Annotated in this window: 14 protein-coding genes; 1 reads left to right on the plus strand and 13 read right to left on the minus strand. The window is 64.0% G+C overall.

Translation table 11 applies throughout. The features are described 5' to 3' along the window. Positions 1-224: 224 nt before the first annotated feature. Complete coding sequence (locus tag ASF04_RS07020; protein WP_056139410.1) at positions 225-1,478, minus strand: nitronate monooxygenase; 1,254 nt, start codon at positions 1,476-1,478, stop codon at positions 225-227. Positions 1,479-1,633: 155 nt separating this feature from the next. After that, entirely contained in the window at positions 1,634-2,119 is a 486-nt protein-coding gene (locus ASF04_RS07025) for a YajQ family cyclic di-GMP-binding protein (RefSeq protein ID WP_056139411.1), read from the minus strand. A gap of 155 nt (positions 2,120-2,274) precedes the next feature. On the opposite strand from ASF04_RS07025, the gene murB reads away from it, so the two are divergent. Continuing rightward, entirely contained in the window at positions 2,275-3,303 is a 1,029-nt protein-coding gene (murB, locus tag ASF04_RS07030) for a UDP-N-acetylmuramate dehydrogenase (protein WP_056139412.1), read from the plus strand. 33 nt (positions 3,304-3,336) lie between these two features. On the opposite strand, the gene ASF04_RS07035 is transcribed toward murB, so the two are convergent. The 11 genes from ASF04_RS07035 to ASF04_RS07085 all read right to left on the minus strand — a co-directional run bounded on the left by ASF04_RS07035 (position 3,337) and on the right by ASF04_RS07085 (position 17,810). Further along, positions 3,337-3,651 (minus strand): pyrimidine/purine nucleoside phosphorylase, encoded by a 315-nt coding sequence (locus ASF04_RS07035; RefSeq protein ID WP_019924853.1) that lies wholly within the window; start codon positions 3,649-3,651, stop codon positions 3,337-3,339. Between the two features lie 13 nt (positions 3,652-3,664). Beyond that, on the minus strand, positions 3,665-4,723 hold the full coding sequence (locus ASF04_RS07040; RefSeq protein WP_056139413.1) for a diguanylate cyclase: 1,059 nt from the start codon (positions 4,721-4,723) through the stop codon (positions 3,665-3,667). A gap of 34 nt (positions 4,724-4,757) precedes the next feature. After that, a complete protein-coding gene (gene cheB, locus ASF04_RS07045; protein WP_056139414.1) occupies positions 4,758-5,810 on the minus strand; it encodes a chemotaxis-specific protein-glutamate methyltransferase CheB in 1,053 nt (350 codons plus the stop codon). Continuing rightward, positions 5,807-8,125 carry a hybrid sensor histidine kinase/response regulator gene (locus tag ASF04_RS07050; protein WP_056139416.1) on the minus strand — a complete coding sequence of 773 codons (2,319 nt, stop codon included), beginning with the start codon at positions 8,123-8,125 and terminating at the stop codon, positions 5,807-5,809. Before ASF04_RS07050 ends, cheB begins: the two co-directional genes overlap by 4 nt. Beyond that, the gene (locus ASF04_RS07055) at positions 8,122-8,829 is read right to left on the minus strand and encodes a chemotaxis protein CheW (protein WP_056139418.1); all 708 of its coding nucleotides are present in this window, start codon (positions 8,827-8,829) and stop codon (positions 8,122-8,124) included. Before ASF04_RS07055 ends, ASF04_RS07050 begins: the two co-directional genes overlap by 4 nt. Before the next feature lie 18 nt (positions 8,830-8,847). Further along, positions 8,848-10,209 (minus strand): CheR family methyltransferase, encoded by a 1,362-nt coding sequence (locus tag ASF04_RS07060; RefSeq protein ID WP_056139419.1) that lies wholly within the window; start codon positions 10,207-10,209, stop codon positions 8,848-8,850. Further along, on the minus strand, positions 10,206-10,691 hold the full coding sequence (locus ASF04_RS07065) for a chemotaxis protein CheW (RefSeq protein WP_056139421.1): 486 nt from the start codon (positions 10,689-10,691) through the stop codon (positions 10,206-10,208). The genes ASF04_RS07060 and ASF04_RS07065 overlap by 4 nt, the downstream gene beginning before the upstream one ends. A 7-nt stretch (positions 10,692-10,698) precedes the next feature. Next, positions 10,699-12,516, minus strand: a complete 1,818-nt coding sequence (locus ASF04_RS07070; protein ID WP_056139423.1) for a methyl-accepting chemotaxis protein — start codon at positions 12,514-12,516, stop codon at positions 10,699-10,701. 107 nt (positions 12,517-12,623) lie between these two features. After that, on the minus strand, positions 12,624-13,856 hold the full coding sequence (locus tag ASF04_RS07075) for an argininosuccinate synthase (protein ID WP_056139425.1): 1,233 nt from the start codon (positions 13,854-13,856) through the stop codon (positions 12,624-12,626). Between the two features lie 30 nt (positions 13,857-13,886). Further along, complete coding sequence (gene argF / locus ASF04_RS07080) at positions 13,887-14,819, minus strand: ornithine carbamoyltransferase (RefSeq protein ID WP_056139427.1); 933 nt, start codon at positions 14,817-14,819, stop codon at positions 13,887-13,889. Positions 14,820-14,954: 135 nt separating this feature from the next. Further along, positions 14,955-17,810 (minus strand): ATP-binding protein, encoded by a 2,856-nt coding sequence (locus ASF04_RS07085; RefSeq protein WP_056139429.1) that lies wholly within the window; start codon positions 17,808-17,810, stop codon positions 14,955-14,957. Positions 17,811-17,891: the final 81 nt, after the last annotated feature.

Genomic DNA, 17,891 nt, shown 5'->3' on the forward strand with positions numbered 1-17,891 from the left:
CACCCCTTCCCATCCCGAACAGGACCGTGAAACGACTTTGCGCCGATGATAGTGCTGCAACCAGTGTGAAAGTAGGTTATCGTCAGGCTAGTTATTCCTGAAAGCCCCAACCAGTGATCTGGTTGGGGCTTTTTTCGTTTGCAATCCAATACGCCGAGCCCAGCAATAAAACTCAGGCGCAAAAAAAGCGCTTCCTAAGAAGCGCTCCTGTCCAGCTAGTTAATTCAGACCTCTTTTTCCGGCAGCGCGATCTGGTTGTCCACGCTGAACTGGTAGTCCTTGAACACGTGTTCCGCGCTCAGCAGCTGGTAGTCGCCATCGGCCTTTTTGTGCGTGGTGTCCTTCAGGCGGTACGTGTAGTGGCCGCAGGTCCAGCAGTTGAAGTTGCGCATGTGGGTGCACAGGCAAGTCTTGTCCATGACCGATACCACTTTCAGCTCGGGATGGGCCGCCACTTCGCGGTTGTACGAATTGATGTAAGCGCAGTTGCCGGTGGCGTCGAGCAGGTAGCCGTACGATTCGCAGCCTGGACGGATGCCGGCGCCAATGGCTGGCGTGTTCTTCAGCATGCGCATCGGGTAACCGGTCGGCGAGACGCCGTTGACGATGATGTCGTCCTCGGTAGCGCGGATGTACTCCTGCTTGACCTTGGCTGGCAGACCGCATTCGTTGGTGATGGTGAAGCGCGTGGCCACCTGTACGCCTGCTGCGCCGGCTTCCAGGAAGCTGACGGCGTCGCTGCCGGTAAAGATGCCGCCGGCCGCGATCAGCGGAATGTCGAGGTTCTCGTTCTTCAGATAAGCCAGCAGTTCCTTGGTGATGGTCATCAGGTCGTATTCGGCCCAGTCCATGCCAAAGCCCAGGTGGCCGCCGGCCAGCGGGCCTTCGACGATGATGAAGTCGGGCAGACGGTCGAGCTTTGCGTTTTTGCGCAGGAAGATCTGCAACGCGCGTACCGACGATACGATGATGCCCAGCTTGGCTTCGCGGAAGCGCGGGTGGTCGGCCATCAGTGCGAACGAGCCGAAGTGCAGGCCGGCCGACAGCGTGATGCCGTCGATGCCGGCGTCCAGTGCCGCATTCAGGCGGGTGCGCAGGGTTTCACGCGGACCGTTCATGGTCAGCTTTTCCATGCAGTTCACGAAGATCAGGCCGGGGCCTTTCTTGGCTTCCATGGTCTTGCCGATATGCAAGCGCTGGGCTTCGGCCAGGCGCTCGAGATCGAATTGCACGACCGACTTGTCCGAGTTATTGATGTTGAACTTGTAGAGCTTGGTTTTATCCTTGACGAAGCTGGTATCGAAACGACGATCCGATACGTCTTCGACCATGGCGTCCGAAATATGGCCAATGCCACCGAGTCGCGCGGTTTCCAGCGCCAGTTCCGACGTCGAGATATCGACACCCATTCCGCCGACCATGATGGGCACGTATTCGTTATTGCCAAATCGCAGGCGGAAATCATCAACACGTTTCATTGCTATCCTTAGACTACCGAGGTTGTTGCCGGTGCTTGAAGCTGCCGGCGGTATGCAGAGAGTTTGATTGCGCGGTAGCACGTGGCGCGGAGGCTTCATTCTACTCCAGCCGTGCTACAGCCTTGTGACGGCGCGGCGTCAACCGCGCGGCGGGATCAGTCGCGGAAGTTGTTGAATTCCAGCGGCATGTCCGGCACGTCCTTGCGCAGCATGGCCATGGCCGCTTGCAGGTCGTCGCGCTTGGCGCCGGTGACGCGCACCGATTCGCCCTGGATGCTCGTTTGCACCTTCATCTTGCTGTCCTTGATCACGCGCACGATCTTCTTGGCATCATCGGTCTCGATACCGTTCTTGACCTTGATGACCTGCTTGACCTTGTCGCCGCCAATTTTCTTGATATCGCCGTCTTCCAGGAAACGGACGTCAACCTTGCGCTTGGCCAACTTGTTGGTCAGCACGTCGCGCACTTGGCTCAGCTGGAACTCGGAATCGGCAAAGGCGGTCAGTTCGTTGTCCTTTTGCTCGACCCGCGCGTCGCTGCCCTTGAAATCGAACCGGGTGGTGATTTCCTTGTTGGACTGGTCGACCGCGTTTTTCACTTCGATCATATCGGCTTCAGAAACTACATCAAACGACGGCATGGCTATTTCCTTTTCGTGTGGCATGCAGGCGTGTGAAACACCCCTGCATCAAAGTCTGACATTTTAACGGACAACAGCACGCAAGCCGCCATATGCCAAGTGGTTTTTTGTGCGTTTCCCTCTATAATCGACTAAATTTATCGGTTTTTTAGTCCATGCAGCTACTCTCATCCATCCAATATCAGTTCCCCCTGCAGCACCTCAATACTTTCAGCATCGCGGCCAGCGCCCATGCCTATTTGCGGATCACGAATACCGAGCAGCTGATCGGCGTTTATGCAGACGCCAATTGGCGCGCTTTCCCGCGGCTGGTCTTGGGCGGCGGCAGCAATGTGCTGCTGACCGGCGATTTTCCCGGGCTGGTTTTGCACCTTGCGCTCGCGGGAAAAGAGGTGGTCGGCGGCAATGAAACCCACCATTTTGTCCGCGCGGCTGCTGGCGAGAACTGGCACGCCTTCGTGCAATGGACACTGGCCCAGGGCATCGGCGGACTGGAAAACCTGTCGCTGATTCCCGGCACCGTGGGCGCGTCGCCTATCCAGAATATTGGCGCCTACGGGCTCGAAATCAAGGACGTATTTCACAGCGTGACCGTGTTCGATCCGCGCGACGGCAGCACGCGCACCATGGATGCGGCGGCGTGCCGCTTCGGGTACCGCGACAGCATATTCAAACGCGAGGCGGGGCGCGAACTCGTGATCCTGGACGTGACGCTCGCCTTGCCGCGTTCATGGCAGCCGAACCTGCGCTACGCGGAACTGGCGCAGGCGGTGGCCGAGCAAGGTTGGACCGTACCCACCGCGCAGCAAGTGGCCGATACCGTGATCGCGATCCGCCGCCGCAAACTGCCCGATCCGGCGGTGATCGGCAACGCCGGCAGCTTCTTCAAGAACCCGGTGGTATCGTCAGAACAGTGCGCCGCGCTGCTCGAACGCTTCCCGGCGCTGGTACACCACGCGCAGCCTGACGGCAGCGAGAAGCTGGCAGCCGGCTGGCTGATCGATCAATGTGGCTGGAAAGGGCGCAACCTGGGCGCAGCGGGCGTGTACCCGAAACAGGCACTGGTGCTGGTCAATAACGGCGGGGCGACGGGGGCGGAGGTGGTGGCGCTGGCGGCGGCGATTCAGGCCGATGTGATGGCGAAGTATGGCGTGGCGCTGGAGGCGGAGCCGGTGTTCGTGTAGGGAAGTTGGACCGCCGTAGCGGTCCAACATCTATCAGCCGAAGCTGCAAACGTAATCGAGCGTTTCCACTGTCTCGATATCGAACGACGAATCGCCGACGATGCTGAACTGGTCGCCCGCCGCGTAAGTTTTCCACTCTTCCTCACCAGCCAGGCGCACCTTGCACACGCCACTGACCACTTCCATGATTTCCGGCGCGCCGGTGTTGAACTTCAGGGTGGACGGGAAGATCACGCCCACGCTTTTCTTGCTGCCATCGGCAAAGATGATGTTGTGCGAGACGCACTTGCCGTCGAAGTAAACATTGGACTTCTTGACGACGCTGACTTGATCGAATTGAGCACTCATGCTGCTTGTTTCCTTAATGTGATGCGGGGAGGGGACCGGGCAACTGGCCCGCGCTTTCGACGCGGTTACGGCCGCCGGTTTTGGCGACATACAGCGCCTGGTCGGCGTGCTGGATCAGGTCATCGATGCTCGACTGCGGCGAGGGCACCACGCTGGCCACACCGATCGACATGGTCACGCAGGACAGGTCGGTGGTCGCTTGCGGGTTTTCGATGGCTAACTGCTCCAGGTGTCGGCGGCATGACTCGGCCACGATCAGTGCCCCCGTCAATGGTGTCTCCGGCAGGATAATGACGAATTCCTCGCCGCCATAGCGCGCGGCCAGATCGGCCGGGCGCTTCAGATGTTCGGTTAATACGGCAGCCACTTTCTTGAGGGCGAGGTCGCCCGCCAGGTGGCCGAAGCTGTCGTTATACAGTTTGAAGAAATCGACGTCGCACATCAGCAGCGTGAGCGGCTTCTTGTCGCGCTGTCCGCGCTGCCATTCGACCCGCATGGTGTCGTCGAAACGGCGGCGGTTGGCGATGCCGGTGAGGGCGTCGAGCGCGGCCAGCTTTTGCAGTTCGATGTTGGCGTCGGCCAGGCTTTTCTGGCTCTCGCGCAGGAAGCGGAACGCCTGGTCGCGCTGCAGGCGGCTGATGTGCGCGCCCGAGTGGTAGCGCACGCGCGCCAGCAGTTCGAGCTTGTCGGGCAGCTTGACCATGTAGTCGTTGGCGCCGGTGGCAAAGCTGTGCGCCTTGAGCTTGGGGTCTTCCTTGGCCGACAACACGATCACCGGCACATGGCGCAGCGACTCGTCGCCGCGATAACTCTGGATCAGGCCGAAGCCGTCGATCGATGGCATCACCAGGTCTTGCAGGATTACGGTCGGTTGCAGCTGCACGGCCGTTTGCAGCGCCAGCGTGGCGTCGGTCACGTAGTGGAATTCGATATCGGACTGGTCGCTCAACATGCGGCGCACGGCTTCGACGATGATCAACTGGTCGTCCACCAGCAGCACCCGGACCTTGAAGGCGGTAAGCGCCTGTTCGGCGTCAACGGTGGCTGCAGCGATTGCGGGTGCTTCGGACATCGATACTCTCTTTCTTCGGTTGCGCGCATTATCTCTATGATGCGCGGCTGCCCAACGTGCTGCGCAGGACCGGTCCGATCCGCGTCAGCGGTAAAATCATCTGCGCCGCATCCAGCTCGGCGGCGGCGCGCGGCATGCCGTAGACGGCGCTGCTGGCCTGGTCCTGGGCGATGGTCATGTGGCCCGCGCGGCGCAGCGCCAGCAAGCCTTCGGCGCCATCGCGGCCCATGCCGGTCAACAGCACACCCACCGCCACGCCTTTCCATTGCTGCGCCACGCAGCGGAAGAACACATCGACCGACGGCCGGTAAGCATAGTCCTTGGGATTTGCATCGTAACGCAAGCGCAGATTTTGATCCAGCGTGAGGTGGTCGTTGCTCTTGGCGATCAGCACCACGCCGGCGGCCAATTCGTCGCCCTCGTCGGCGGTACGCACCGGCATGTCGAGCTGCTCGCCGAGCCAGCGCGCGAAGTTGTTGGCGAAGTGCTCGTCAATGTGCTGCACCACCACTACCGCGCAACCGCGCGGCGGCACCCAGCCGGCCAGCATCTTGGAGACCGCCACCGGGCCGCCGGTGGAGGCACCGATCGCCAGCAGCGACGTTACCGGCACCGGCGTATCGGCGTTGTCGGCGACAGGCGCCGGGGCGCTGCCGGCCAGCGACGTGCGCGGCGCCATGGCCTGGCTGCCGCCGCTGTGGCGTATCAGCTTGTCCATGGTGCGGATCTTGGCCAGCAGCTCGGAGTCGCCGCCCGGCTGGCCTTGCAGCACCGGCGTGGCGGTGACGTCGAGCGCGCCGGCGCCCAGCGCGCGGAACACCTGGTTGACGTTGTCCTGCGGCCGGCCGGTAACGACCAGGATCGCGCACGGGCTTTGTTCCATGATCTTGCGGGTAGCCTCCACGCCATCGAGTTCCGGCATGTTGAGGTCCATGAGGATCAGGTCCGGCCGGTTTTCCGCGCACATGCGCACCGCCTCCGCGCCCGTGCGGGCGATCCACAGCACCTGGTGCTCGGCGGTGCTGGCAACCACGCGCCGCAGCGCTTCGGCTGCCATGGCGACATCGTTGGCGATGGCAATCTTCATCTGTGGGCGTCTCCAATCAGGTCGCTGACCGCATCGAGCAGCGTCTCGTCGTGGAAGCTGCCCTTGGTCAGATAATAGTCTGCGCCAGCCGACAGTCCGCGTGCGCGGTCCTCCGGCCGATCTTTATAAGAGACTATCATGACTGGCAGTTTGTGGAGGTGGATATCCTTCTTGATCAGTGCGACGAGCTCGATACCGTCCATGCGCGGCATGTCCACGTCGGTGATCACCAAGTCGTATTCGCCGCTGCGCACCACGTTCCAGCCGTCGATACCGTCGATCGCGATATCGACCAGGAAGCCCCGGCTTTGCAGCAGCTTGCGTTCCATCTCGCGCACCGTGAGCGAATCGTCCACCACCAGCACGCGCTTGGTCTTGCGACGCTCGGTGTGGTCGGCGCGGGTGAGCTGGTGCAGGCCGCCATCGTGCAGCAGTTTGTCGATCGACAGCAGCAGATCGGGCACGTCGAGGATCAGCACCGGGTCGCCGTTGTCGAGCAGGGCGGCAGCTGAGATGTCGCGCATCTTGCCGAAGATCGGATCGATGGCTTGCACCGCCAGGCTTTGCTCGCCGTTGATGGCGTCCACCACCAGCGCATAGCGCCGCGCGCCGCTGCCGATCACCACCACCGACAGCTCCGCCGACGAGGCATCGGTCTCGCCCAGCTCCAGCACCTGCGCCGCCGACACCAGTCCCAGGTGCTCGCCTCCGAAGTCGAAGAACTGTTTATTTTCCAGCGTATGGATGGCCGTTTGCGGCACCTTGATCACGCGCTCGACCTGCACGATCGGCACCGCGTAAGCCTCGCCTTTTACATCAACCACCAGCGCGCGCACGATCGACTGCGTCAGCGGCAAGGTGATGAAGGTGCGGAAGCCCACGCCCAGTTCCGACTCGATACGCACCGTGCCGTTCTGCGAGCGGATGGTTTCGTGGACGATATCGAGCCCCACGCCGCGCCCCGAAATCTCGGTGGTGTTTTCCTTCAGGCTGAACGCCGGCAGGAACAGGAACTCCAGCAGTTCGGCGCCCGACATGGCGGCCGCCATCGGCGCGCTGGCCATCTTGCGGTCGATTACGCGGGTGCGGATTTTTTCCAGGTCCACGCCCTTGCCGTCGTCGCTGATCTCGATGCTGAGCATGCCCGCGCGGTGCTTCGCCTCCAGCACGATGGTGCCGGCGCCCGGCTTGCCGGCGGCGATGCGTTCCACCGCGCTGTCCATGCCGTGATCGATGGCATTGCGCAGCATGTGGTTGAGCGGGCTTTCGATACGGGCCAGGATGTCGCGGTCCACCAGCGTGTCTTCGCCGATGATCTGCAACTGCACGTCCTTGCCCAGGCTGCGCGCGAGGTCGCGCACCATGCGTGGAAACGGCTGCACGCCGTCGCGGAACGGCCGCATGCGCATGGTCAGCACTTCGTCCACCATGCCTTGCGAGACGGCCAGCAAGCGCCGTTCGTAGGCTTCGGTGTCGGCAATGTGTTCGAGCACGAACTGCTTTAACGGTTGGGTCTTTTGCAGCGCCAGCAGCGACAGTTCTTTCAGCTTCGGGTCGGTGCTATTCGATATCGCTTCGTGCAGCTGCTCGATCACCGCCGCCAGGCTGGCCTGGTTGCGCTTGAAGCGTTGCAGGTTCTGGATGAACGGATGCATCTGGTGGGCGTTGATGCGCGATTCGCTGGCAAGCGACAGCAGCTTGTCGAAGTTCTGCGCCTTGGCCCCGGCAGCCGACGCGCGCCGATCGACCGGCATGTCCTCGGCCGGGGCCGGTGTCGGGGCAATCGGCAGTTCGCCGACCGGAAACGCCGGCGCTGGCGCAGCCTGGGGCGCAGGCGCGGGCATCTGCTGCATCCACCCCATCTCCGCCTGCAAATTGACCGGTTCCGGCAAAAAGGCGATGGTGGCGATCGAATCGAGGGTCTGCTTGATCAGCGTTTCGTTGGCGGCCAGCCAGGCATCGACGCCGCTGTCCTGCAGGCGTGACAGTTGCAGGATCAGGTCCACGCCGGCCAGCAGCACGTCCACCCGGTTGGGCGTCAGGGCCAGCTTGCCGTGTTGCGCGGCGATGAAGGCGTCTTCCATGCTGTGCGCTACCTGCACCACCACTTCCAGGCCGACGATGGACGCCGCTCCCTTGATCGAGTGCGCCGCGCGCATCATCGACTCGACCGCGCTGGCGTCGTTCTTCAGCCTTTCCATGGCCAAGAGGCCGTCGGTAAGGACTTGCGTCTGGCTGTCCGCCTCCATGCGGAACAGGTCCAGCATGGAAAATTGGCTCAGGTCTCCGCCCATGCCGCCGTTATCCTGGCTCATCGCAGGGTCCTCGCAAGTTGGTAGCCGATCAGTGCCGCGTCCAGCACGCCCACGTGCATGTCGGCGATCGAGATCACGCCCGACAGAAAACGGGAGAGACCCTTGTTGATGGTGGCGGCCGGCGCCTGCACGGCGGCCGTGGCATAGCGTTCGATGCCGTGCAGGTCGGCTACCGGCAGCGCATATGCCTGGTCTTCCCAGCGGATCAGCAGCAGCCGCGCAAACGTATGGCGCTGAATGGTCCCCCTGGCTGCTTCGCCTTCGCTGTCATCGATACCGAGGAGGGCGGCGAGCGACATGCACGGATACAGCGTGCCGCCGACATTGACGATGCCGGTCAAGCCGCGATCGGTGCGATGCGGCAGCCGGTGCGGCCTGGCCTCGGGCGCCACGGCCACGAACAATTTGGTCGGCAGCGACAGCCATTCGCGGCCGATGCGAAACACCAGGCACGAGGCGTCGAGCGCCTGGGTGTCGATGGCGGGCTGGCGGAAGCGCGCGGCCCATTCCTGTTTGTAGCCGGCGCCGACCGCGCGCTGCAGATTGCGCTGGGCGGCGCTGGCGTACACCGGGCAGTTGCGGCAGTGGATGTACTCGGCGAGCTTCTCGCAGGTCTGGTCGCCGGCCACGCCGATGCGGTTCCAGCAGTCGTCGATTTCGATAGCATCGGCAGCGGCTGCGGCGTTGACTAAGGTGGTCGTCATGTCGGCGCGCCCTTGTTCTTAAGATGCCTGCTGGCGTTTATAGATGCGCGCGGCGCGCGCCTTGAGCGCGGCGGACGTGGTGGCGTCGCCGTTGGTCTCGGCCAGCAGCGCGAGGTGGCATAGCGCTTCGTAATGGTCGGGCTGCAGGTAGATGCAGCGCTTCCAGTAGTCCTGCGCCTGCACATGCTTGTTGGTCAGTTCGTTGATCAGGCCGAGGATGAAATACGCCTCCGCCGATTCCGGCTGCTGCGCCAGGTGGTCGCGGCAATCGCGCTCGGCTTCCTTCAGTTGCCCCAGGTCAGCCAGGCGGCGGGCATCGGCCAGCAGGTCGCGGCCAGGGGCCGGCTTGGCCGCCGAAGGCTTGTTGCCAGTTGCACCGGCAATCGCCGCAGCAGTGCCACCGGTAGCCGGACGCCTTGGTGCTGCTGGCATCGATCCCGATGGCGTGGCCGGGGACGGCGTCAACCTGGCCGCGAGCGGCGGCGGCGTCGGCGTTGCTGCTGTCGAAGTCACACCCGGACGCGCACGGCGCGCCGTCCGCGCGGAGGCCGGCGCAGTGGTCGCAGCCACCGCCAGCGCTCCGGCCTTCTTGCGCGCCGCCGCCTCCGCATCCTTGATCAGCCCGAACGCCTGCGCATACGGCAGCGGCGCGAAGCCGTTGGCGCACAGCGACGGTACCTCGGCGTAGCCGACGAACAGCAGGCCGTCGCGCTTGAGCATGGTGTCGAGGTTGCGGATGGCGGCGCTGGTGGTGGGCTTGTCGAAGTAGATCAGCAGGTTGCGGCAAAAGATCACGTCATACAAGCCGGCGCGCCTGGTCATGGTCATTTCCAGTACATTCCCCTGGTGGAAGCGGACCTGCTTGCGCACCGCGTCGTTGATGCGCCACGCGTCGTTGCCAACCGCGGTGAAGTGGCGGTCGCGGAACGCCAGGTCCTGGCTGCGAAAGGCGTTGCGGCCATACACGCCGGTCTTGGCGCGTGCCACGCACACCGGGCTGATATCAAAAGCGTCGATCATGAAGCGGTCGGCGGGAATACCGGCGTCGAGCAGCACCATCGCCATCGTGTACGGCTCCTCGCCGCCGGCGCACGGCAGCGACAGCACGTGGAACAGCCGGTTGGGCTCGACCTGGATCTGCTCTTTGAGGTAGTCGGCAGTGGCGTGGAAGGCCTGCTGGTCGCGGTAGAACCACGATTCCGGCACCACCACCAGTTCCACCAGCGCGGTCAGCTCCTCCGGGGTCATGCGGTCGAGGTAATCGTCGGCATCGATCGCACCGACGCAGACCACGCGCGCGCGGATGGCGCGATCGACGATCTGCTTCGACAGGTTCAACCCCGTCGCCGCGCGCAGCATGATCTGGGCCGGAGTGGTCATGGCAGGTTGCCGCTATCGTCAGCGTCGCCGGCATTACCGGCATTGGGGAACAGCGCGATGCGCAGCGCGGGTGTGAGCAGCTGCTCGAGCTCCACCAGCTGCAGCATGCCGCGCGCGTCGCCGGCCACCTGGCCCAGGAACGGTGCGGCCTTCACGCCGCTCTCGGTCAACTGGTCGTCGCGCACTTCCTGCACGCCCTGCACCCGCTCGGCGCGCAGGCCCAGCAAGTGCACCGTGCCTTCGGGCGCGCGATAATCGACGACGATGATGCGGGTATCGAAATGGTCGGCGCCGGGCGGCAGACCGCTGGCCAGGCACAGGTCCACCACCGGCACCGAGGCGCCGTGATAGTCCATCAGTCCTACCACCGGTTCTGGCGCCAGCGGCAGGTGCTTCAGGTCGAGCAGCGGCACCACGCGCACCACGTCACGCAGGCGCAGGCCGTAGCGGTCGGCGCCGATGTGGAAGACGAGCAGTTTCATCGCGCGCTTACACCGCGACTGCGAAGTTGGCCACGCTGGTCTGCAGGTCGCCGGCCGCGTATTGCAACTGGTGCACCGCTTCGCTGGTGGCCTTGAGCGACTCCACCGTCTGCTGGGTAGCGTCGTTCAGCTGCATCATGGTGGCGCTGATCTGCTCCGCGCCCACTGCCTGCGACTGCATCCCTTGCAGTACGGCGTCGAACTGCGGCGCCAGTTTCTGTACCTGGTCCATCACGCCCGACAGCTGGTCGGTGACCTGGCGCACCTCGCCCACGCTGCGGCGGATCTCTTCCGAGAATTTGTCCATGCCCATCACGCTGGCCGATACCGCCGACTGCATTTCCTTGAGCATCTGCTCGATGTCCCAGGTGGAAACCGAGGTCTGGTCGGCCAGGCGGCGAATTTCGGTGGCCACGACCGAGAAGCCGCGTCCCGCTTCGCCGGCCTTTTCGGCCTCGATGGCGGCGTTGAGCGACAGGATGTTGGTCTGGTCGGCCACCTTGGTGATCGTAATCAGCACGCTGTTGATGTTCGACGCTTTTTCCGACAGCGCGGCCAGCTTGGCGTTGATCGAATCGGTGGCGCTCACCATGTGCTGCATGGTGCTGTCCATGCGGCGCAGGTTGCCCTGGGCGTCGGCGGTGGCAGTGGTGGTGTAGTCCGCCACGGCAGTCGCTTCTTCCATGGTCTTGAGCAGTTGCGAGGCATTGGCCGAGATTTCCTTGGTGGTGGAAAGAATCTCCACGCTGGTCTGGGCCTGCTCGATGCCGGTCGCTTCCTGCTGCTTGGCCGAGGCGGCGATTTCGGTGGCCGACGTGGTGACCTGGATGCCGGCCTTTTGCACGTTGTTGAGCAGCGAACGCAGGTTTTCGAACATGCGGTCGAGGCCTTGCGCCAGCTGGCCGATGGCGTCGCTGCCCGTCACTTCGATATTGCCGGTCAGGTCGCCCGAAGCGGCTTTCGATACCACGCCGAGCAGCGAATCGACCTTGGCGCGCAATTCGTCGCCCACCGCTTTTTCCTTGGCCTGGCTGTCCTGGATCGATTGCGCCATGCGGTTGAATTCCGTGGTGACCTTGCCCAGTTCATCGTTCGCCAGCACCTCGGCGCGCGCGCCCTGGTCGCCCCCGGCGATGCGGCCCACGGCGGCGGTAAGGTTCGTCAGCGGCGTGGTGAGCGAGCCGACCAGCATCCATGCCACCAGGGCACCCAGCAGCACGCAGGCCATGCCGCCCACCGTGATCACCAGCCGCATGCTCTCCTGCAGGCTGGTGGAAGCGGCCGAGCGTTCGACCAGCAGGCGGTGTTCCTCGGCGGCTGCATCGTCCATGAATTTGTAGATTTCACCGATGGCCGAGTTGGTGGTATTGGCAAGCTGCGGCGTTTTGCCCATGGCGTCGGCCGCGCCGGGCGCGTTGCCCAACTGCTCGCGCATCACCAGTTGTGATTCGATGACTTCCTTGCTCCAGACGGTGATCATGCTTTCCAGCTTGCTGAAACGCGCGACCTGGGCCGGATTGTCGCGGGTGAGCTTTTGCAGCGTCTGGATCGATTCCGGAATGTCGCGCTGTTCCTTGCGGGTGCGGTCCAGGCGGGCGGCGGTGCCGGTGAGGTAATAGCCGCGCGCTTCCACCTGCACTTGCAGCAGGTCGTTGCGCAAGCCGTCGATGGCCTGGATCACGTCCATCGTGTGGCGGTCCCACTGGTTGGCTTCCGACAGGCTATTAAAACGATTGTAGGCGATGATCAGGAGCGCGAGGATGATGGCAAGGATGGCGCCGAAGCCCAGGTATAGTTTACGTTTGATGCTCAAGTCTTTAAACATGGTTTCTCCGAGGCGCCGATAGATGGTGTGGCATTGTCCCATGGTAATGGCTGAACAACAAAAAAAAAGCCGCTCAGCGAGCGGCTTTTGATGATACTGCGCGTTGTTTATTGGCCGCGCTTCAGTCGTGCGTTGGCGGCGATGCGCAGGCGCAGCGCGTTCAGTTTGATGAAGCCGCCGGCGTCGGCCTGGTTGTAGGCGCCGCCGTCTTCGTCGAAGGTGGCGATGTTCATATCGAACAGCGAGTCGGTCTTCGAATCGCGCGACACCACGATCACATTGCCCTTGTACAGTTTTACGCGCACCCAGCCGTTGACGGTCGCTTGCGTGTGGTCGATCAGCGTTTGCAGCGCCACGCGCTCCGGCGCCCACCAGTAGCCGTTGTAGATCAGCGACGCGTAGCGTGGCATCAGGTCGTCCTTCAGGTGGGCCACTTCGCGGTCCAGCGTGATCGACTCGATGGCGCGGTGGCCCTTGAGCATGATGGTGCCGCCCGGGGTTTCGTAGCAGCCGCGCGACTTCATGCCGACGTAGCGGTTTTCCACCAGGTCGAGACGGCCGATGCCGTGCTTGCCGCCCACGCGGTTCAGCTCCGTCAGCACGGTGGCCGGCGACATGCGTACGCCGTTGATCGCCACGATGTCGCCTTTTTCGTATTCCAGGTCCAGGTACTCGGCCTGGTCGGGCGCTGCCTCAGGGCTCACGCTCCAGCGCCACATCGATTCCTCGGCTTCGGCGCTCGGGTTTTCCAGGTGGCGGCCTTCGAACGAGATGTGCAGCAGGTTGGCGTCCATCGAGTACGGCGCGCCGCCGTTCTTGTGTTTCATGTCGATGGCGATGCCCGCGTCTTCCGCGTACTTCAGCAGTTTTTCACGCGACAGCAGGTCCCACTCGCGCCATGGCGCGATCACTTTGACGCCAGGTTTGAGCGCATAGGCGCCCAGTTCGAAACGCACCTGGTCGTTGCCCTTGCCGGTGGCGCCGTGCGAGATGGCGTCGGCGCCGGTCTCGTTGGCGATTTCGATCAGGCGCTTGGCGATCAGCGGGCGGGCAATCGAGGTGCCCAGCAGGTATTCGCCTTCGTACACGGTGTTTGCACGGAACATCGGGAACACGAAGTCGCGCACGAATTCTTCACGCACGTCGTCGATGTAGATGTTCTCCGGCTTGATGCCGAACTTGATCGCCTTGGCGCGCGCCGGCTCCAGCTCTTCGCCCTGGCCCAGGTCGGCCGTGAAGGTGACGATTTCGCACTGGTAGTTATCCTGCAGCCATTTGAGGATGACGGAGGTATCGAGGCCGCCCGAGTAGGCGAGGACTACTTTTTTAATGTCGCTCATGCTGATTCCAAGTGTGTGAAGTGTTATTGATTATTCGGCAGGGTTATCCAGGCGGCCGAGCAGCAGGTACTCGATCAGCGCCTTCTGGATGTGCAGGCGGTTCTCGGCTTCGTCCCAGACCACCGATTGCGGTCCGTCGATGACTTCGGCCGCCACTTCCTCGCCACGGTGGGCGGGCAGGCAGTGCATGAACAGCGCGTCGGGCGCGGCGCGCGCCATCTTGGCGCCATCGACGATCCAGCCGTCGAATGCTTTCAGGCGTGCGGCGTTTTCCTCTTCGTAGCCCATGCTGGTCCACACGTCGGTGTTGACGAGGTGCGCGCCGGCGCAGGCGTCGGACGGGTTGGCGAAGAAGGTGTAGCGGTCGGTCGAGACCAGCGACATGTCCATGTCGTAGCCCTTGGGCGTGGACACGTTGACGTGGAAGCCGAATACTTCGGCCGCCTGCAGCCACGAGTACAGCATGTTGTTGGCGTCGCCGATCCACGCCACCGTCTTGCCGGTGATCGGGCCGCGATGCTCATAGAACGTGAAGATGTCGGCAAACACCTGGCACGGGTGGTGCTCGTTGGTCAGGCCGTTAATCACCGGCACGCGCGAGTTGGCCGCAAAGCGCTCGATGATGTCCTGGCCGAACGTGCGCACCATGATGATGTCGCACATGCGGCTCATGACCTGGCCCGCGTCTTCCACCGGCTCGCCGCGACCGAGCTGGCTGTCGCGCGTGTTCAGGTAGATGGCGGCGCCGCCCAGCTGGTGCATGCCGGCTTCGAACGAGAGGCGGGTGCGGGTGGAGTTCTTCTCGAAGACCATTACCAGGGTACGGTCGATCAGCGGATGGTAAATCTCGTAGTTCTTGAACTTGCGCTTGATGAGGTGCGCGCGTTCAATCACGTACTCGTATTCTTCCAGCGTGAAGTCGGAAAACTGCAGGTAATGCTTGATCTGTTTTTGGATAGGCATAGTGGCAACTGACAGGTGAGCTGGCCTGGGACTCGGTACCCGGCCGGCTGAACCGGTCAATTATAAAGGCAATTCAGTCAATATGGCCCGTTTATAGCCGATCCACCGCAGATTGTGCTGGTCAGCCAGCCCCTTTTAATGATAGATCTGCGCGGCGGCCGGTCCCCGGGCTTCGGGGGCGACCAGCGGCAGGTCCAGCGTGAACACGGTGCCGGAGGGCGAACTGCGCACCGTGATCTGCCCGCCCAGCAGCGAGGTGACGATGTTGTAACTGATCGACAGTCCGAGCCCGCTGCCACCTTGTCCCAGCTTGGTGGTGAAGAACGGGTCGAAGATGCGCGGGATGTTTGCCGGGGCAATGCCGACGCCGTTGTCGCCGAACACCAGCTGCACCCGGCCCGGGTGGTCCGGCGCGGTGGCGGCGCGCAGCCACAAGTGTCCCACCACGTCTTTTTCAAATGCGTGCAGCAGGGCGTTGTTGATGAAATTGGCGATCACCTGGCCCAGCGGGCCGGGGTAGCTGTCCATGGCGATGTGCGGCGGTATGTCTGCCTCGATACGGTGGCCGGATGCGCGGATGCGGTTCATCATGGTGGCAATCACTTCGCCGGCCACCTGCTGCAGGTCGAACTGGCGTCGCTGCTCGGTGGTGCGGTCCACCGCCACCTGCTTGAAGCTGTTGACCAGGTCTGCTGCGCTGTTCAGGCCACGCATCACCAGTTCGTGCGCACGCGCGGCGTCGTCCAGGTAGGCTGTCAGATCGGAGCGGCGCAGGCCGGGACCCGCGACCTGGCGCGCCAGTTCCGTGGTCTTCTGGTGCAGGGTGCTGGCGATCAGGAGGCTGTTGCCGATCGGCGTATTGAGTTCGTGCGCCACGCCGGCCATCAGGGACCCCAGCGCCGCCAGCTTTTCCTGCGACACCAGCTGGGTTTGCGCATCCTTGAGCTGGGCGTAGGCCTGGGCGTTGTCGAGCGCGATGGCGCCGTAAGCGCACAGGGTGCGGAAGATCAGCCGCTCGCGCGCGCGGTAGGCCCGCGCGTTCGAGGCCTGCACCGTCATCACGCCCAGCGCCCGTTCGCCGACCAGCAGCGGCACGTACAGCGCGCACGCCATCAGCAGGGTGTTCGGGGCGAGGAAGATGTCGTCCGGGCCGGCGTCCTCCACGTAGATCTCGCGCCGTTCGCGCAGGCAGCGCGCGGCATTGGCGCGCGGGTTGTCCACGGCAATGGTGTTGTCGGCCAGCGGTTTGCCGTTTTCCATGCCGAAGGCGCGGTTCAGGGTGTCGCAACCGGGATCGCACAGGTAAATCGCGAAGCTGTTGGCCGCCAGCAGCGCCTGCACGTGGCGGTTGATGGCCTGGAACACGGCATTGGCGTCGAGGTGGGTGGTGATTTCCTGGCCGATGGCGGACAGGCGTTCGAGCGTGGCCGTGGTTTGCTGCAGCACGCGGGCGCGGCGCGCCTCGGATGCCGCCAGCTCGCGGTGGTGCTGACCCTCGGCGCGGGCGCGCTCGGTCTGCTGGTGCACCTGCATGGCGATGGCGCGGTTGGTGGCTTCGCGGCTGTGGGTAGTCCGGCGCGCGGCGGCCGCCGCCTGCGCCGATTCATAAGCGCGCTGGTACTGGCCCACCTGGGCGTATTCGTGGGCCAGGGTTTCCAGCAGGTCGCCCGGCAGCGTGTAGCCTTCGATGCCCGAGGCCAGTGCCAGCGCCTGGTGCAGATAATGCAGGGTGGCGTTTTGCTCGGTCATGCCGTCCGGCGGCGGCAGCGCATGGCGCGTGTGGATCACCGAGAGCACGCGCAGCGTGCGCACGTGGTGTGTCAGGCTGGACTGGGCTTGCGCCAGGGCGATGGCGTCTTGCGCCACCGTCAGCGCTTCCTGTGGCCGGTCGAGGAAGCACAGCGCGTGCGCCTGGCCGCGCCGCGCGGCGCACATCAGGTCCGCGTGGCGCAGGCGTGCGGCGTTCACCTGCAACTGGCGGAACGACTCGAGTGCGCCGGCGTAGTTGCCAGTATCGAGTTGCAGGTCGCCGCGGAATTGCAGCGCCGTGGCGTAGCTGCGGCCGTCGGCCAGCGGCGCCAGCACATCGAACGCTTCGTCGAGCAGGGCGGCACTCGCCTCCAGCTGGCCCAGGCGGCGCATGGTGTCGGCCGTATGGGTGAGGCACACGCCGATGCTGCGCGGCCAACTGGTGGGACGCGCCATGTCGAGCGCGCGCTGCATCCATTCCAGCGCGGCGCGGTGATCATTGAGGTTCGTAAAATCGATGCCGATATTGATGGCGGCCGTGATTGCCGAGCGTAGCTGGCCGCTCACGCGCGCCGCCTCGTACACGCGGGCGAAGTGGCCCGCCGCCGCGCCGAAGTTGCTGCCCTGGGTGGCGTCGGTGCCGAAGAAGTCCAGCACCCATACCGCCACCGCCGGGTGCAGGTCGTGGTGGGCATGGTCGCTGGAGGCAAAGCGGGTGGACCAGCGCTGTTCGGCCGCCGTGCGGTTTTCCATCACGGCCCAACGGGCAATTGCCGCCTCGCCGCAGGTGGCGCGCATGGTGTCATCGACGCCGGGCTGGCGCGCAATGGCGATCATGTGTTCGAGGTGTTCGGTGCCGCGCTGGTGGTCACCGCGGTCGATGGCGATCCAGGCGCGCAGCCAGTGGGTGTCGGCCACACCGCGCCAGTCTGCGCAAGCCTGCATCTGGGCGCCGATCTCGATCGCCATGCGTTCGGCGGCATCGAGCTCGCCAGCCAGCCACGCGGCTTCAGCCGCGACCAGTTCCAGCCGCGCGGCGGTGGCGGCCAGGTCGCCGGGCGCCAGGCCGGCGGCGAACAGCAGCACCAGCCCCTCGCGCGCCAGCGCCACGGCGCGCACGCAGTCGCGCTGGCGCAGGTGCCAGGCCAGCGGCACCAGTACCGGCAACCGCTCGGCGCCGGTCAGGCGCAGCAAGACGGTCTCCCACTGGGCTACTTCGTCGTCGAGTACAAACAAGTCCATCGCGGTCCTTTAGAACCTATCCCAGCAGTGAATGAGGCGCTGCCGGCGTTGCTCTTCATCGCATGGCCTGCCATGCTTCTT

It is taken from the genome of Duganella sp. Leaf61 (assembly GCF_001421905.1).
Classification (GTDB): domain Bacteria; phylum Pseudomonadota; class Gammaproteobacteria; order Burkholderiales; family Burkholderiaceae_D; genus Rugamonas; species Rugamonas zoogloeoides.

What these genes read in the sequence shown, in the direction of transcription:
- ASF04_RS07020 (WP_056139410.1), bottom strand. Translation starts at nt 1,478, where the DNA reads ATGAAACGTGTTGATGATTTCCGCCTGCGATTTGGCAATAACGAATAC.
- ASF04_RS07025 (WP_056139411.1), bottom strand. Translation starts at nt 2,119, where the DNA reads ATGCCGTCGTTTGATGTAGTTTCTGAAGCCGATATGATCGAAGTGAAA.
- murB (WP_056139412.1), top strand. Translation starts at nt 2,275, where the DNA reads ATGCAGCTACTCTCATCCATCCAATATCAGTTCCCCCTGCAGCACCTC.
- ASF04_RS07035 (WP_019924853.1), bottom strand. Translation starts at nt 3,651, where the DNA reads ATGAGTGCTCAATTCGATCAAGTCAGCGTCGTCAAGAAGTCCAATGTT.
- ASF04_RS07040 (WP_056139413.1), bottom strand. Translation starts at nt 4,723, where the DNA reads ATGTCCGAAGCACCCGCAATCGCTGCAGCCACCGTTGACGCCGAACAG.
- cheB (WP_056139414.1), bottom strand. Translation starts at nt 5,810, where the DNA reads ATGAAGATTGCCATCGCCAACGATGTCGCCATGGCAGCCGAAGCGCTG.
- ASF04_RS07050 (WP_056139416.1), bottom strand. Translation starts at nt 8,125, where the DNA reads ATGAGCCAGGATAACGGCGGCATGGGCGGAGACCTGAGCCAATTTTCC.
- ASF04_RS07055 (WP_056139418.1), bottom strand. Translation starts at nt 8,829, where the DNA reads ATGACGACCACCTTAGTCAACGCCGCAGCCGCTGCCGATGCTATCGAA.
- ASF04_RS07060 (WP_056139419.1), bottom strand. Translation starts at nt 10,209, where the DNA reads ATGACCACTCCGGCCCAGATCATGCTGCGCGCGGCGACGGGGTTGAAC.
- ASF04_RS07065 (WP_056139421.1), bottom strand. Translation starts at nt 10,691, where the DNA reads ATGAAACTGCTCGTCTTCCACATCGGCGCCGACCGCTACGGCCTGCGC.
- ASF04_RS07070 (WP_056139423.1), bottom strand. Translation starts at nt 12,516, where the DNA reads ATGTTTAAAGACTTGAGCATCAAACGTAAACTATACCTGGGCTTCGGC.
- ASF04_RS07075 (WP_056139425.1), bottom strand. Translation starts at nt 13,856, where the DNA reads ATGAGCGACATTAAAAAAGTAGTCCTCGCCTACTCGGGCGGCCTCGAT.
- argF (WP_056139427.1), bottom strand. Translation starts at nt 14,819, where the DNA reads ATGCCTATCCAAAAACAGATCAAGCATTACCTGCAGTTTTCCGACTTC.
- ASF04_RS07085 (WP_056139429.1), bottom strand. Translation starts at nt 17,810, where the DNA reads ATGGACTTGTTTGTACTCGACGACGAAGTAGCCCAGTGGGAGACCGTC.